The sequence below is a fragment of the Stappia albiluteola genome, from assembly GCF_014050225.1.
In the GTDB taxonomy this organism is placed as follows: domain Bacteria; phylum Pseudomonadota; class Alphaproteobacteria; order Rhizobiales; family Stappiaceae; genus Hongsoonwoonella; species Hongsoonwoonella albiluteola.
Genome location: NZ_JACFXV010000061.1, coordinates 123,383 through 138,114, shown reverse-complemented (window position 1 = coordinate 138,114; position 14,732 = coordinate 123,383). Strand labels below are relative to the sequence as shown.

Sequence of the window (14,732 nt, the reverse complement as noted above, 5' to 3'; positions counted from 1 at the left end):
CATGAACGGTCGGTCCGATCACGGTCCCACGAGCAGCCGGGCGATGGGACAAGGATAAGCGTGCGCCGGAGGGCGGGGATTAGTTTTCGCGAAAGGGTTGGAGAGAGGGGTGCTGCCGCATGGATACGCGGGTCGAGCCCGCGTATGACGAGCCGAGAGGTTGCGGCAGATAGGCAGCCACACACTCCGACGTCATACCGGGCAAGTGAGGCGCAGCCGAGCGATGACACGGGATCCAGAGATCAGCGCGGGCAACGCCCGCCCCTCGTTGCCCCCCTTACAGAAGTTACTGCCTCTCAAAACAGCGAGCCCTGCTTGGCGGCTGGCGGACGCTCCTTCGCGGGCCTGGCCTTGCGCTGCGGCGGCACCTCAGGCTCCCCCTCGCCGCCCGCCACGACAGCCGCAAGCCGGCTTTCGTCGCCAAACTCGATGGAAAGCGCGGTGCCTGGCGTCACGCCGGTCGCCGAACGCAGCGGCTGGCCCGCCTCGTCGCGCACCAGCGCATAACCGCGCGCCAGCACGTTGCGATAGGAAAGCGAGTCAAGCAGCTTCTCCAGCCCCCCCAATTGCCGACGTTCCGCCTTGATCCGTTCACCAAAGGCGCGGTCGAAGCGGCCGGACAGCCCGTCCAGCCGCTCGCGCGACAGCGTTATACGGTCGCCAAGCCGCTCCGGCGACAATCGCCTTGCCGTCGCATCGAAGGATTGCCGCCGCCTCTCGACGCCAACGTGAAGCGCGCGCGCCTTTCGCCCGCCGATCGCCACAAGGCTCTCGCGCGCGTGGCGCAGGGTCCGCGCCAGCGTTTGTGGCGAAAGCTTCGCCGCCGCCGTCAGCAGCCTGCCCTGCCGGTCGCGCAGCGTCGCCCTCAAGGCAGGCCTCAACCGCTCGCCAGCCGTATCGAGCCGTTGGCGCGGCAAAGCGAGCAGGTCGCGCGGCGATGGCAATGCGGCACCAGCGGCGCGGAGTTCGGTGCGCCGGCTCGCGACGAGACGCAGCAATCCGGAGGTCAGCCGCCGGGTCAGGTCGTCGACAGACGCCAGCAATTCGGCCTTTACGGGTACGGCAATTTCGGCGGCGCCCGTCGGCGTCGGGGCGCGCAGGTCGGCGGCAAGATCGATCAGCGTCCAGTCGGTTTCGTGGCCGACGGCCGAAATCAGCGGAATATCGGAGGCTGCGGCCGCGCGCACCACGACTTCCTCATTGAAGCCCCACAGATCTTCCAGGCTGCCGCCGCCGCGCGCCACGATAAGGAGATCCGGACGCGGGATCGGGCCGCCGGGAGCAAGGGCATTGAAACCGCGAATGCCGTTCGCCACCTCCGTCGCACAGGTTTCGCCCTGCACCCTCACCGGCCAGACGAGGACATGCAGCGGAAAACGGTCGGATATGCGGTGCAGGATGTCGCGGATCACCGCCCCGGTCGGCGAGGTGACGACGCCGATGACGCGCGGCAATCTGGGCAGCGGCCGCTTGCGCTCCGTGGCGAACAGGCCCTCGGCGGCAAGCTTGCGCTTGCGCTCCTCAAGGAGTGCCATCAGCGCGCCGACGCCTGCCGGCTCCAGCGCCTCGATCACCATCTGGTATTTGGATTGACCCGGGAACGTGGTGATCTTGCCGGTGGCGATCACTTCAAGCCCCTGCTCGGGCTGGATCTTCAGCCGCGACGCCGTGCCCTTCCAGATCACCGCCGCCAGCACCGACCTGTCGTCCTTGAGGTCGAGATAGACGTGGCCGGAACCGGGCCGCGAAATCCGGCCCAATTCACCGCGCACCCGGACATAACCGAAGGTCTCTTCCATGGTGCGCTTGATGGCGCCGGAAATCTCGGAGACGGAAAATTCGGCAATATTGCTCGTGTCGGACAAGGGCTGTTTCCGCGGCGAGATTCAGGAACGTACGTTTGCTCCAAGGGACATGACCGGGCTGCCCAGGTCAAGGCGGAGCAGAGGCCATACCCATCAAATCGGCGGTGGAGTTTCGCCTCGACGGATTCCCCCCGGCAATTCCTTGCGTTAGGGTCACCGCATGCCCAGATCGAATTTCAGAATGCAGCGCCTGTTCCTGCGCCAGATCCTCGCCGAAGGCGCCCGGATCGAAGCGGACCGGGCCCAGGCCAACTATCTCGTCAACGTGCTGCGCATGGCGAGCGGCGACCGCATCCTGGTCTTCAACGGCCGCGACGGCGAGTGGCTCGCGAGCCTCGAGGTGGAAGGCCGGCGCGCCTGCCGCATTGCGCTTGAGGAAAAGACGCGCGAGCAGGTCGCGCCAACCGATATCGACTATCTCTTCGCGCCGCTGAAGCAGGCCCGCCTCGACTACATGGTGCAGAAGGCAGTGGAGATGGGGGCGGCCCGCCTGCGCCCGGTTCTGACCCAGCACACGCAGGTGACCCGGCTCAATCTCGAACGCATGGAAGCCAATGTCATCGAGGCCTGCGAGCAATGCGGCGTCGTCGCGGTTCCCTCCGTGCACGAACCCCTGCCGCTTGCCCGCCTGATCGAGGGCTGGGACGTCACCGATCCCGGCCGCCTGTTGCTTTTTTGCGACGAGGGCGAGGAGAGCCAGAACCCGCTTCAGGCATTAAGTGGGATCGAGCGCGGCCCCCTTGCGGTGCTTGTCGGCCCCGAAGGCGGTTTTTCGCAGGAAGAGCGGGCCTATTTGCGCCGCCAGCCTTTCGTGCGGCCGATACCGCTCGGCCCGCGGGTACTGCGCGCCGACACGGCGGCCGTTGCGGTACTTTCGGTGGTGCAGGCGGTGCTCGGAGACTGGGTTTAGGTCGCTCCCGCCCCTTGCGGCGAAGCAATGGAACTCAGGAACAAAATTTCCGGTTTGTACGGCGGCTGCCTGCTGAGTATGTTTCCCGCCAACGCGCCCCGGCGCGTTCGGCGGAGCATGCGTATTTGCCGGGCGCATCAGGGGCATTTCATACCGGTCAACCCTTCTGCGCACGTCTGTAGCGATACAGGTCATCGGCACGCAGGTTGATCCAAAGGACACGGCATGGCCCGCGACACCGTCGATTCCACCCCTATCGAGGGGTATTCCCAACTCGCGGCAACGCTGGAAGCCGGCTGCAAGCCGGCCGAATCGTTCCGCATCGGCACCGAGCATGAGAAGTTCGGCTTCAACCTTTCCGACCTGAGCCCCATTCCCTACGGGGGCGAGCACGGCGTCAAGGCCGTGCTGGACGGCATGGAAGGCCTTCTGGGCTGGGAGCCGATCTCCGACAACGGCAACATCATCGGCCTCGCCGATCCGGTCGGCGGCGGAGCGATCTCCATCGAGCCCGGCGGCCAGTTCGAACTGTCGGGCGCCCCGCTCGACAATCTCCACCAGACCTGCCGCGAGACCAACGCCCACCTGGCGCAGGTGCGCGAGGTGGCGCAGCCGCTCGGCGTCGGCTTCCTCGGTCTCGGCATGACGCCGACCTGGACACGCGAGCAGGTGCCGGCGATGCCGAAGCAGCGCTACCAGATCATGACGCGCTACATGCCGAAGGTCGGCTCGCTTGGCCTCGACATGATGTACCGTACCTCGACGATCCAGGTGAATCTCGACTTCGCCAGCGAAGCCGACATGGCGAAGAAGATGCGTATCGGCCTGGCCCTGCAGCCGATCGCGACCGCAATCTTCGCCAACTCGCCCTTCACCGAAGGCAAGCCGAACGGCTTCAAGTCCTTCCGCGCCGAGATCTGGCGCGACACGGACAACCAGCGCTCCGGCCCTCTGCCGATCGCCTTCGATCCGGGTTTCGGCTTTGAGTCCTACGTCCGCTGGGCCGTGGACGTGCCGATGTATTTCGTCAAACGCGGCGATACCTATTACGACGCGACCGACGTCACCTTCGCCCAGTTCATGAACGGCGCTCTGGAAGGCCGGGTGCCCGACGCCCGTCCGACGCTCGGCGACTGGAACAACCACCTCTCCACGGTGTTCCCGGATGTCCGGCTGAAACGCTATATCGAGATGCGCGGCGCCGACGGCGGTCCCTGGCGGCGGATTTGCGCCCTGCCCGCCTACTGGGTCGGCCTGCTTTACGACGACAGCATCATGGACCAGGCCTGGCAGTTGGTGAAGGACTGGAGCGAGGAAGAGCGCGTCGCGCTTCGCGACGGCGTGCCGAAGCTGGCGCTGCAGACGCCATTCCGCAAAGGCACTGTGCTGGACATTGCCCGCCATACGCTGGAATTGTCTCGCGAAGGCCTGAAGCGCCGCGCCCGGCTGAACGACGCCGGCGAGGACGAGCGCATTCATCTTGCTGCCGTCGAGGAGACCGTCGCGACCGGCAAGTCGCCCGCCGACCAGATGCTGGATCTCTATCACGGCGAATGGGGCGGCGACGTCAGCAAGGCCTTCCGCGACTTCGCCTACTGATCTCGCGAAACCGACCCGCGGCCACCCGATATCGGGTGGCCGTTTTCGCATTCCACTTCCCATTTGACCGCAATCGGCGATGCGTCGATGATGTGGCATTGCAACAAGGACCGGCTGCAATGTCCGACGCGCAAGGAATTCCTCTCGCTTTCGATCCCGAAGCGCTCGCCGCACTGATGCGCGAACAGTTCGGCTGGGGCAAGTCGGATCTACTGAAAGCATCCGAAGCGCTGATGTCGGCCGCCCTTGCGGGGCTGCGCTACAACAGTTCCACGCCTGCAGGAATGCAGAGCCTGCTGGCCATGATGCCAGGCCCTGCGGCCGCGCGGTCGGCCCCCTCCCCCGAAAGCATGTTCGGCGAGCCGCTGGCCCTCTTCTTCGGCCCGGAAAGCGTCCAGCGCGCCATCGTCGAGCGCATCGCCCAGTCCACTGGCCTCAATCCGGGCGGCATCGAGACCATGATGCCGGTGGTCGCGACGCTGACGATCGGCAACTTCGCCCGGCAATTCGTTTCCGGCCCCGCGCGCGACATGCTGGACGCCTTCCTCGCAGGCTATGCCCGCGGCAGGCCGAAGCCGGTTCCCACGCCCGCCGAGGTGATGGCGCCCTATACCGAAGCCGTGCAGTCGTTCTGGGATGGCTATTTCCGCGCCGTCGGGTCCTTCCAGGAAGCAATGGCAAAACCTGCGCCCGAACAGGAGGTCGAGGTCGAGGACGCCGACGATGCGACCGAGGAAGCCGCACCCGAGGAAGCCGCATCTTCCGAGGCGTCAGAGGCTGCGCCACCGGAACCCGAGGCGAATGACCGCACCGGCGAAGCGAGCCTTGCCGATGCCTGGCTTGCGCTCGGACGCGACATCCAGGAAAGCCAGATCCGCACCTTCGAAAACCTGTTCGAGCAGAACTCGCGCGGCTGAATGCCCCACATATAAAAAAAGCCCGCCTCGGATGAGGCGGGCAGTCAGGTCGTAAACTCACAAATGCGGCGGCAACGGTATGAGCCGATTTGGCTGGATACGAGGAGCGAAAGCTCTGTAACCCGGCTGGTTTTCAAGCTTTCGCGACGTAGTAGCCGGGCAAATCGGCCATATCCTCCGGACAGCGAAACGGCTTCGATCTCGCCGCGTCGAACCGCTTGAGCGGGTGGTAGACCCGCACGGCGCGCTTCTCCTTGCATCTCATCGCCGTTTCAGCTGCCGTTGTCGTCGCATTTGCGAGTTTACGACCTTGGCGTCGGCGAGGGTGCCGACAGGGCTGCGAAAGGAAGGACTCAGCGCGTCCTGCGATACGGACGCGCGGTCCTGGCCGCGTCACGCGCTTCATTGCGCGTGCGCACCAGGCGCCCGCTCGGATCGTCGAAACGGTCGCTCAGGACAGCGAATACGACGTCGGAGCGGCTGAGCCCGATATCGGCGAGCATGTGGTCGTCGAATTCGAGCAACTGCCTGATTTCCCGACGGTTACGCTGTGCTTTCCAAGCGTTTGCGATTGCACGGCCCATGGCCGCGAAGGCGCTCGTGGAAAGGCTGACGAGCGAGGTCCGGGCAGGCCGGATGGTCGAATGATGCAGTATCGTCGTCATGGCACAGGTCTCCCGTTCGGAGGCAAGCAAGTGCTTGTCCGTGGCGAAGGCGCTTCGAGATGAAGCCCCTTGCTTTCGTGCATGGGAGGAATATGTCATTCGGCAATCAATCATTCAAACGAATGATTTGAATGGAAACCCATCGATTATGATGATATGTTTTCTCCCTCGACGTTAGTCTTGCTTGGAGACAGTTCCATGGCGTATGCGCTCGACATCGACCAGCTCAGGACCTTCCTGGCGATCGCCGAACTCGGCAGCTTCACCAAGGCGGCCGATGCCGTGCACAAGACCCAGTCCGCAGTCTCCATGCAGATGCGCCGACTGGAGGAACGCCTCGATCGGCCGATCTTCGTCAAGGACGGCCGCCAGTCCCGCCTGACGGAAGACGGCCACCGGCTGCTTGAATATGCCCAGCGCATGATCCGCCTCAATGACGAGACGGTCGCCGCCTTCGCCGAGCCGGAAATGGTCGGCCGCGTACGCCTTGGCCTGCCGGACGACTATGCCGAACGCCTGCTGCCTCAGGTTCTCGCCGCTTTCGCCCGCCTCAATCCGGCGATCGAGATTTCCGTCCAGTGCCAGGGCTCCGTCATCACCGGCGGCCTGATCGAAAGCGGCGATCTGGATATCGCCATCGTCACCTCAGGCGACTGCGTCAACATGCGCGGCGAGTTGCTGCGGCGCGAGCAGCTTCACTGGGTTTCTGCCGCCGACCGCTGCCTCCACTGCGAGGATGTGCTGCGCCTGGCCCTTGGGCCGACGACCTGCTCGTGGCGGGCGGCCGCGGTCGCCGCGCTCGACCGCGTCAACAGGCCCTACGCGATCTCCTACTCCTCGTCGAGCGCCGCCGCGCTGACGAGCGCCGTGCAGGCGGGCCTTGCCATTGCGGTGCTGCCCGAAAGCGCGATCCGGCCCGGCTTTCGCATTCTGGGCGAGACGGACGGGTTTCCCGAGCTTCCGCCCTGCGAGATCACAATCCTGCGCGCCACCCACGCCAATGACGCAGTGCATGACGCGCTGTGCTCCCACATTCACGCGGCGATCGGCAACGTCTCGATGATGATGGCCGCCGAATAAGCTCAGCGACGGACCGCCGCCCTGTTGCCTGTCAGGACGAAAAGGTTGCCGGCCAGCACCGCCGCCAGTCCGGCAAGCACATCCGGCGTCCAGACGAAGCCTTCCAGAGCGGTCGAGACCAGCAGGGCGACGACGGGAAACATCACCGTCGAATAGCCGGCGCGCGCCGAACCGATGCGTCCCAGCAGCGTCAGGTAACAGGCGAAGGCGACCACCGAGGCGAAGATCGCAAGGTAGACCAGCGCGCTGAGATAGCTTGTCGTCCATTCGATGGCAAAACTGTCGCCCTTGATCGCGGCGAACAACCCAAGCAGCGTCGCGCCGTAGACCATGCCCCAGGCATTGGCGGAAAGAACCGAGATGCCCGCCTTCTGGCTGGACGCGGACACCATGTTGCCAAGGCAGAAGGATAGCGTACCGGCGACGCAGAAGCCGAGACCGACGATGGCGCCGGCGTCGAAGCCTGCCGCATTGGCGAAGATCTGTGGCCGGAACAGCAGCGCCACGCCCGTGAAGCCGAGCAGGCCGCCGATCAGCACGCGCCGGCTGATCTTCTGGCGGAAGATCGCGAAGGCGAGCAGCAGGTTGAAGATCGAGGCCAGCGAGAACACCACCGACAACAGGCCGGACGGCACATAGGTGGCGCCGTAGTAGAACAGCACGAAGTTGGTGGAGAAGATCAGTGCCCCCATCGCGGCGAACCGCAGATGGGTGGACAGCGGAAAGGAAAGCCGCGCTCCCTTGAAGCGGGCGAAGCCCATCATGACGACTGCCGCCAGCACGAAACGCCAAAAGACCGAGACCTCCGGCGATACGGTGCCCACCTGCAGCTTCAGGGCGTACCAGGAAAAACCCCAGACGATGACCGTGAGCCCGTAAAGGCCGAAGTCGAAGAGCGAAAGCCCCTCATCCCCGAGATCCAGCCGCCCGGCAGTCTTTTGCGCAATCGTCACTGTTCCGGCCTTTCAGAAAGGTTGGGCGCCCGCTCCGGCAATGCCGTCAGGCGGCTGCGGATACGCGAGCAGGCGCGCGGAGTATCAGCAATGCGACGCATTCAGACAAATGATTGTTTCTGCTGAATACCATCACGATCGTTGATCCATTCTCCGAGCATCCGCAGCAGCGAATCCAGGTTGGCTTATCCCCGGCCCCGATAGGACGGCACGCCCTGATCGGGCAGCCACACGCCTTCCGGCGGCGTGCCGGTCTGCCAGAAGACGTCGATGGGAATGCCGCCGCGCGGATACCAGTAGCCGCCGACCCTGAGCCAGCGCGGTTCCAGACGCTCCACCAGACGCCTGCCGACCATCACCGTGCAGCCCTCGTGAAAGGCACCGTGATTGCGGAAGGAATGCATGAAGAGTTTCAGCGACTTGGACTCGATCAGCCATTTGTCGGCCACATAGTCTATGACGATATGGGCGAAGTCCGGCTGTCCCGTCACGGGGCAAAGGGACGTAAATTCCGGCACCACGAAACGCGTGACATAATTCACGTCGGGATGCGGATTCGGCACTCGGTCGAGCGGCGCGGTTTCGGGATCGGCCGGAGTTTCCACCACGCGGCCGAGCATCAGCTCGTTTTCGGTCATTTTCTGCTCCAGGCAGCCGGCTAGACAGTCCGGCGCGCTTCATATCCCGCCTCTCCGGATGTTTCCGGTGGCTCGCCGTCTTTTAGACCCAATCGGGGCTTGGGGAAATCACGCTTTGCTGTGCACCGAAAAAGAGGCCGCTCGCCGCATCTCCGCTCGTCTTCGCCAGGCCCGATCCGGCGATCCATGGGCAGTCGGCGCCAGGGGAAACGCCGCTTGGATACGCGGGTCAGGCCCGCGTATGACGAACCGGGGGGTAACGGCAGAAAAGCAGCCGCACACTCCAACGTCATACCGGACAATGGAAGCGAAGCTGACCGCCGATCCGGTATCCAGAAATCGTCGCGGGCAACGCCCGCACTCTATTCAAGCAACGATGCGCTCGCGCGCGACTGATATCTGGTTCCCGGCTCTCGCAATGCGCTTGCGCGCATGCGGGCCGGGATGACGGCGGAGTATGGGCAAGCCCTGCCAGCAAATTCTGTCGCCGGAAGGACGCACCGCCTTTCCTCTCATCTTCGTCGGACTTGATCCGATTTTTCGGCCTCCCGTCAATGGATTGACGCCGGTCAAAGTCGCCTTGTCGCGAGAGCGCTAGTCTCTATGCAACTGGCCGAGAAAGTTCCCGGCAGTGACGCGTTCCGTGATCGGAAGGAGGGAAGAAATGGCGATCAAGGATATCCTGACTGTAGTCGATCTCGCCGGCAGTCAGAAGGCAGCGCGGGTTGCGCTTGATCTTGCCGGGCGTACCAACGCCCATGTGACGGGCCTGTCCATCGCCTTCGAGCCGGTCGTGCCCGGTTTCATCGCGGCGCCCATGCCGGCCGACTATATCGAGATTGCACGCGACTCGGCCCTGAAGGCGGCGGCCGAAGCGGGCCGCAAGTTCACCGACATGGCCCGCAAGGCCGGAGTGAATTCCGAAGTGCGCACGGCGGAGATGATCACCGGCGGCACGGCCGAGCCGGTCATCACCCATTGCCGCTTCACCGATCTGGTGGTGATCGGCCAGGACAATCCGGACGAGCCCGAGCCGATGCGCGAAATGCTCATCGAGGCGGTGCTGTTTGAATCCGGCGTGCCCGTGCTCGTCGTTCCCTACATCAATGGCGGGATGAAGCTGAAGAACGCCATGGTTGCTTGGGACGGCAGTCCGACCGCCAGCCGCGCCGTCCATGCCGCCCTGCCCATCCTCGCCATGGCCGACAAGGTCACGGTGATGCTCGTCGAGACCGGCAAGGTGCGGTACGGCGAACCGGGCGCGGATATCGCCACCTATCTCGCCCGTCACGGCCTCAACGTCACCATCGACGTGGTGCCGCGCCCGACCTCGGGCATTGCGGATGCGATCCTGAACTACGTCTCCGATCATGGCGTCGACATGGTGGCAATGGGCGGCTACGGCCATTCGCGTATGCGCGAGTTCCTTTTCGGCGGTGCGACCCGCGAGATCCTCGCCTCCATGACCGTGCCGATCCTGATGGCGCACTGAACGACCAAGACCGACCGGGCGACGCGCGATGCCGCCCGGTCCAACAATGGCAAGACGACGGGAAACGCTTCGGGATAACATGCCGCGCCGTGCTTTTGCGGGCTGCGCCGACAACGAGGTCTACCCGTGACGATCCGCAATCTGGAGGGCCTCTTCACCCCCTCCTCCGTCGCCATTGTCGGCCCGCCGCAAGGCAGCCGTGCCTGCCTGGACGTTCTGCTGCGTCAGCTATCCGGAGGCGGTTTCAAGGGCCGGATGACCGTCATCGGCTGCGGTAAGGACGTGGCCGAAGGGTTCCGCACCAAACGACGCCTTGCCGATCTCGATGTGGCCGCCGACCTGCTGATCCTGATCGGCGCGCAGCAGGATGCTCCCGCCCTCATCGCCGAAGCGGGCGCACGCGGCGCCCGTGCGGCGATCGCGTTGTCAACCGGCTTCGAGGCCTGGCCGGAGGATCTGGTCGCCCGCACGCTGCAGGCGGCAAAAGCGCACACTTTGCGCCTTCTCGGGCCCGGCAGCCTCGGCCTTGCCGCTCCCCATGCCGGGCTTGCGGCGCATATCGCGGCAACGCCTGCTGCGTCCGGCGACCTAGCGCTGATTGCCCGTTCGAGCGCTGTCCTCAACGCAACGCTCTCCTGGGCTGCCGCCAACCGGGTCGGCTTTTCCGGTGTCGCCTCGCTCGGCCAGCGCACCGATGTCGATGTCGGCGACCTGCTGGACTGGTTCGCCCTCGACTACCGCACCCGCGCCGTGCTCGTGCATCTGGAAACCATCGCCAACCCGCGCAAATTCCTCTCGGCGGCGCGTGCCTGCGCCCGCACGAAGCCGGTCATTGTGATGCGCTCCGGCCGCAGCCGCGACCGACGCGGCGACGGTGTGACCCATTCCGGCCGGCTGGCGGCGCCTGACGCCGTCTTCAACGCGGCCCTGCAGCGCTCCGGCATCCTGCGCGTCGACGATCTCGACGAGATGTTCGAGGCCGCCGAAACCGTCACTCGCCTGAAGGCGGTCAACGGCCAGCGCCTCGCGATCCTCGCCACCGGTGGCAGCCTTGCCACGATCGCCGCCGACCAACTGGCCGCACAGGGCGGCGAGTTGGCGGCAGTTGCGGAGGAAACGCTATCGGCCATCGCCCCACTCCTGCGCGGCAACGCGCCGCGCGCCAATCCCCTCATTCTCGGCGAGCACGCCGCGCCCGAGACCTTCGAAAAGGCGGTCTCCATCCTCATGGCCGACCCGTCTTCGGACGGCGTCATGGTAGTCGCCGCCCCGTCCGCCTTCGCGCCGCTTGCCGCAACGGCCGAGGCGATCGCCCGCGGACATGCGGCGGATGCGGCACCTCCTTCCCGGCGCAAGGCGCTGCTCGTCGCCCTTGCGGCCGGCAGTCCGCTGCCGCGCGCGCCTCTCGACGAGGCGCGCATTCCCTGCCATGCCAGTTCGGCCGACGCCGTGCGCAGCTTCATGCACCTTGCCCACTACATGGAGGCAAAGACCTTCCTGATGGCCGCGCCGCCGAGCCTGCCGGCGGATTTCTCGCCCGATACCGAAGCGGCGCGCGCCATCGTTGCCGCCGCAATGAAGGAAGGCCGCGAATGGCTCGGCCCCGGCGAGACCTGCCGAATCCTCGACGCCTACGCGATCCCGAGGGTCGAGACGCGGCTTGCCGCCACGCCTGAACAGGCCGCGCAAGTTGCCGCGGAAATGCTGGAGCGGACCGACCGTCTCGTCCTCAAGATCGCCTCGCCGCAAATCACCTTCAAATCCGATGTCGGCGGCGTCGTGCTCGATATCGCCTCGCCTGAACAGGCAAGGGAGGCCGCCCGTTCGCTGATGGAGCGCCTTTCGAAAAGCCACCCGGAAGCGGGCATCACCGGCGTCGTGCTGCAACCGATGAAGTCCCACCCCCATTCGGCGGAGGTCTTCGTCGGCCTCGCCGACGACCCCGCCTTCGGCCCGGCGATCCTGTTCGGCCATGGCGGCACGGCGGTCGAGATTGTCTCCGATCTCGCCATAGAACTCCCGCCGCTCGACCTGAAACTGGCCGAGGCGCAGATATCCCGCACGCGGATCGACCGCCTGCTTGCCGGTTTCCGCGACCGTCCGGCCGCGAACCGGCATGCGATGGCGCTCACCCTGGTGAAACTGTCGCAAATCGCCGTCGACATCCCGGAAATCCGCGAATTCGACATAAACCCGCTGATCGTCGACGCTGGCGGCGTTGAGACCCTGGATGCCCGTATCCGGCTCGGCGCGGTGTCCCGCCGGCGCGGCCGGCACGGCACGTCGCGGCTTGCCATCGCCCCCTATCCCAAGGAATGGGAGGAAACGCTGACGCTGAAAGGCGGCAGGACGGTATTCGTGCGACCCGTGCGCCCGGAGGACGAAGCGCTCTATCAGGACTTCTTCGACGCGCTTTCGCCGGAAGATCTCAGGCTGCGTTTCTTCGCTCCAGTCAAGGAATTCAGCCACACCTTCATCGCCCGCCTCGTGCAGCTCGACTATGCCCGCGCCATGGCCTTCGCTGCGCTCGATCCGCGAAGCGGCCAGATCCAGGGGGTCGTGCGCCTGCATGCCGATCCCGATCACCGCACCGGCGAATACGCGATCATCGTGCGCTCGGCAATGAAGGGTCAGGGCCTCGGCTGGGCCTTGATGCAGCTCATCATCCGCTATGCCGCCGCCGACGGCATAGAGACAATCAAGGGCGAGGTGCTGAAGGAGAATTCCGGCATGCTCGCCATGTGCGAGGCGCTCGGCTTCCGCATCCACCCGTCGCCCGATGACGATGCCATCGCCGAAGTGACGCTCCCGGTCGCGGACGCGCACGGCAAGCTGTGAGGATCAGCCCGCCCGGATCTGCGACAGGCTGCGGGCGGGGGTGATCGCTTCCGGATCGAGCTTCAGATGCAGGATCGCCGGCTTGCCGCTCGCCTCGGCCCGGCGGAAGGCGTCGCCGAACTCCTCGGCCGTCTCCACCGTCTCGCCGTGGCCGCCGTAGGCGCGCGCCAGCGCGGCAAAATCTGGGTTGACGATCGTCGTCGCCGAAACCCGGCCCGGATAGGTGCGCTCCTGATGCATGCGGATCGTGCCGTACATGCCGTTGTCGACGACGAGCACGATCACCGCCGCGCCATCCTGCATCGCCGTTCCGAATTCCTGCATCGTCATCTGCATGCAGCCGTCGCCCGCAAAGGCAACGACGGTCCTTTCCGGAAACCTGAGCTTCGCCGCCACCGCCGCCGGCAGGCCGTAGCCCATCGAGCCGCTGGTGGGCGCCAGCTGCGTCATGTAGCGGCGGAAGCGGTGGAACCGATGCAGCCAAGTGGCGTAATTGCCCGCGCCGTTGGTGTAGATCGCATCGTCGGGCAGATTGTCCTCGATCCAGGCCATCACATCGGCCATCTGCAGCCTGCCCGGCACGCGCGGCCTGGCACCCGACCAGGCGAGGTAGGCTTTGTGCGCCTCCTCGGCCGCGCCCGCCCAGGCAACGCTCTGCGGTGCCGCGAGACCGTCGAGCATTCCCGCGAAGGCTTTCGGCGAGGCGTTGATCGCCAGCACCGGGCGATAGACGCGGCCCAGTTCCTCCGCGCCGGGGTGCACGTGGACAAGCTTCTGGCCCGGCTGCGGCACGTCGAGCATCGTGTAGGACTGGCTCGGCATTTCCGACAGCCTGCCGCCAACGAGCAGCACCAGGTCGGCCGCCTCGATGCGCTCCTTCAGCGCCGGATTGATGCCGATGCCGACATCGCCCGCATAGTTTGGATGGAGATTGTCGAAAAGCATCTGGCGGCGGAAGGAACAGCCGACCGGCAGCTGGTAGCGTTCGGCAAAACGCATGAAGGAGTCGCGCGCTTCTTCATCCCAGCGGCTGCCGCCGAGGATGGCGACCGGGTTCCTCGCGCCCGCCAGCAATTCTCCAAGTTCCGCCATCTGCGCAGGCCCCGGATAGCTCTCCACGACCTGAAAGGGTTCCGGCTGCGGCGCGACCGCCTCCGCCACCAGCATGTCCTCAGGCAGGGCAAGCACTACCGGCCCCGGACGGCCGGAGGTCGCGACGTGGCAGGCGCGCTGGATCATCTCCGGCACCCGGTCCGCATCCTCAATCTCCGCCACCCATTTGGCGATCGAGCCGAACATCTGCACGTAGTCGACTTCCTGGAAGGCGTCGCGGCCGCGCATACCGCGTTCGATCTGGCCGATAAACAGGATCATTGGCGTGGAATCCTGCTGGGCGATATGCACGCCGGCCGAGGCATTGGTCGCGCCCGGTCCGCGCGTCACCATGCAGATGCCGGGCTTGCCCGTCATCTTGCCCCAGGCCTCCGCCATGATCGCCGCCCCGCCTTCCTGGCGGCAGACGGTTACGGGAATCCTCGCGTCGTGCAGGGCGTCGAGAACCGCGAGATAGCTTTCGCCGGGCACGCAGAAGATCCGCTCCGCCCCGTGCCGTTCCAGCGCCTCTACCAGGAGCGCGCCACCCGTCTTCGCCGCAACCGCCATCTCGCCCATGACCTTCCGCTGTTCCCGCCGCATGTGGCGCCCATATAGGCATAACGGAAACGGCCGCGCAAAAGCGCGACCGTCCCTATCCCATTCCGTTTTGGAATGACCGG

The 14,732-nt window shown here is 65.6% G+C and carries 11 protein-coding genes; 6 read left to right on the top strand and 5 right to left on the bottom strand.

Features of this window, described 5'->3' with window-relative positions:
• Positions 1-296: 296 nt before the first annotated feature.
• Positions 297-1,865 carry an exodeoxyribonuclease VII large subunit gene (gene xseA / locus H2509_RS14625; protein ID WP_182166506.1) on the bottom strand — a complete coding sequence of 523 codons (1,569 nt, stop codon included), beginning with the start codon at positions 1,863-1,865 and terminating at the stop codon, positions 297-299.
• Positions 1,866-2,046: 181 nt separating this feature from the next.
• On the opposite strand from xseA, the gene H2509_RS14620 reads away from it, so the two are divergent.
• The 3 genes from H2509_RS14620 to H2509_RS14610 all read left to right on the top strand — a co-directional run bounded on the left by H2509_RS14620 (position 2,047) and on the right by H2509_RS14610 (position 5,291).
• A complete protein-coding gene (locus H2509_RS14620; RefSeq protein ID WP_209001975.1) occupies positions 2,047-2,775 on the top strand; it encodes a 16S rRNA (uracil(1498)-N(3))-methyltransferase in 729 nt (242 codons plus the stop codon).
• 225 nt (positions 2,776-3,000) lie between these two features.
• On the top strand, positions 3,001-4,374 hold the full coding sequence (locus H2509_RS14615) for a glutamate--cysteine ligase (protein ID WP_182166502.1): 1,374 nt from the start codon (positions 3,001-3,003) through the stop codon (positions 4,372-4,374).
• 119 nt (positions 4,375-4,493) lie between these two features.
• Complete coding sequence (locus H2509_RS14610) at positions 4,494-5,291, top strand: DUF937 domain-containing protein (RefSeq protein ID WP_182166500.1); 798 nt, start codon at positions 4,494-4,496, stop codon at positions 5,289-5,291.
• A 353-nt stretch (positions 5,292-5,644) separates the two neighbouring features.
• On the opposite strand, the gene H2509_RS14605 is transcribed toward H2509_RS14610, so the two are convergent.
• Positions 5,645-5,956 carry a DUF1127 domain-containing protein gene (locus H2509_RS14605; RefSeq protein ID WP_182166498.1) on the bottom strand — a complete coding sequence of 104 codons (312 nt, stop codon included), beginning with the start codon at positions 5,954-5,956 and terminating at the stop codon, positions 5,645-5,647.
• A 198-nt stretch (positions 5,957-6,154) separates the two neighbouring features.
• Here H2509_RS14605 and H2509_RS14600 point away from each other — a divergent pair, with 198 nt between their 5' ends.
• Positions 6,155-7,036 carry a LysR family transcriptional regulator gene (locus H2509_RS14600; protein WP_182166496.1) on the top strand — a complete coding sequence of 294 codons (882 nt, stop codon included), beginning with the start codon at positions 6,155-6,157 and terminating at the stop codon, positions 7,034-7,036.
• Between the two features lie 2 nt (positions 7,037-7,038).
• Here the strand turns inward: H2509_RS14600 and H2509_RS14595 are convergent, their stop codons facing one another.
• Both H2509_RS14595 and queF read right to left on the bottom strand, forming a co-directional pair.
• Complete coding sequence (locus tag H2509_RS14595) at positions 7,039-7,989, bottom strand: DMT family transporter (RefSeq protein WP_328805084.1); 951 nt, start codon at positions 7,987-7,989, stop codon at positions 7,039-7,041.
• 185 nt (positions 7,990-8,174) lie between these two features.
• Entirely contained in the window at positions 8,175-8,627 is a 453-nt protein-coding gene (queF, locus tag H2509_RS14590) for a preQ(1) synthase (protein ID WP_182166494.1), read from the bottom strand.
• 664 nt (positions 8,628-9,291) lie between these two features.
• Between queF and H2509_RS14585 the strand changes: the two genes are divergently transcribed.
• Entirely contained in the window at positions 9,292-10,119 is an 828-nt protein-coding gene (locus tag H2509_RS14585) for a universal stress protein (RefSeq protein WP_182166492.1), read from the top strand.
• A gap of 126 nt (positions 10,120-10,245) precedes the next feature.
• The gene (locus H2509_RS14580) at positions 10,246-12,957 is read left to right on the top strand and encodes a bifunctional acetate--CoA ligase family protein/GNAT family N-acetyltransferase (RefSeq protein WP_182166490.1); all 2,712 of its coding nucleotides are present in this window, start codon (positions 10,246-10,248) and stop codon (positions 12,955-12,957) included.
• A gap of 3 nt (positions 12,958-12,960) precedes the next feature.
• On the opposite strand, the gene H2509_RS14575 is transcribed toward H2509_RS14580, so the two are convergent.
• A complete protein-coding gene (locus H2509_RS14575) occupies positions 12,961-14,652 on the bottom strand; it encodes a thiamine pyrophosphate-binding protein (protein ID WP_408022680.1) in 1,692 nt (563 codons plus the stop codon).
• Positions 14,653-14,732 lie beyond the last annotated feature (80 nt).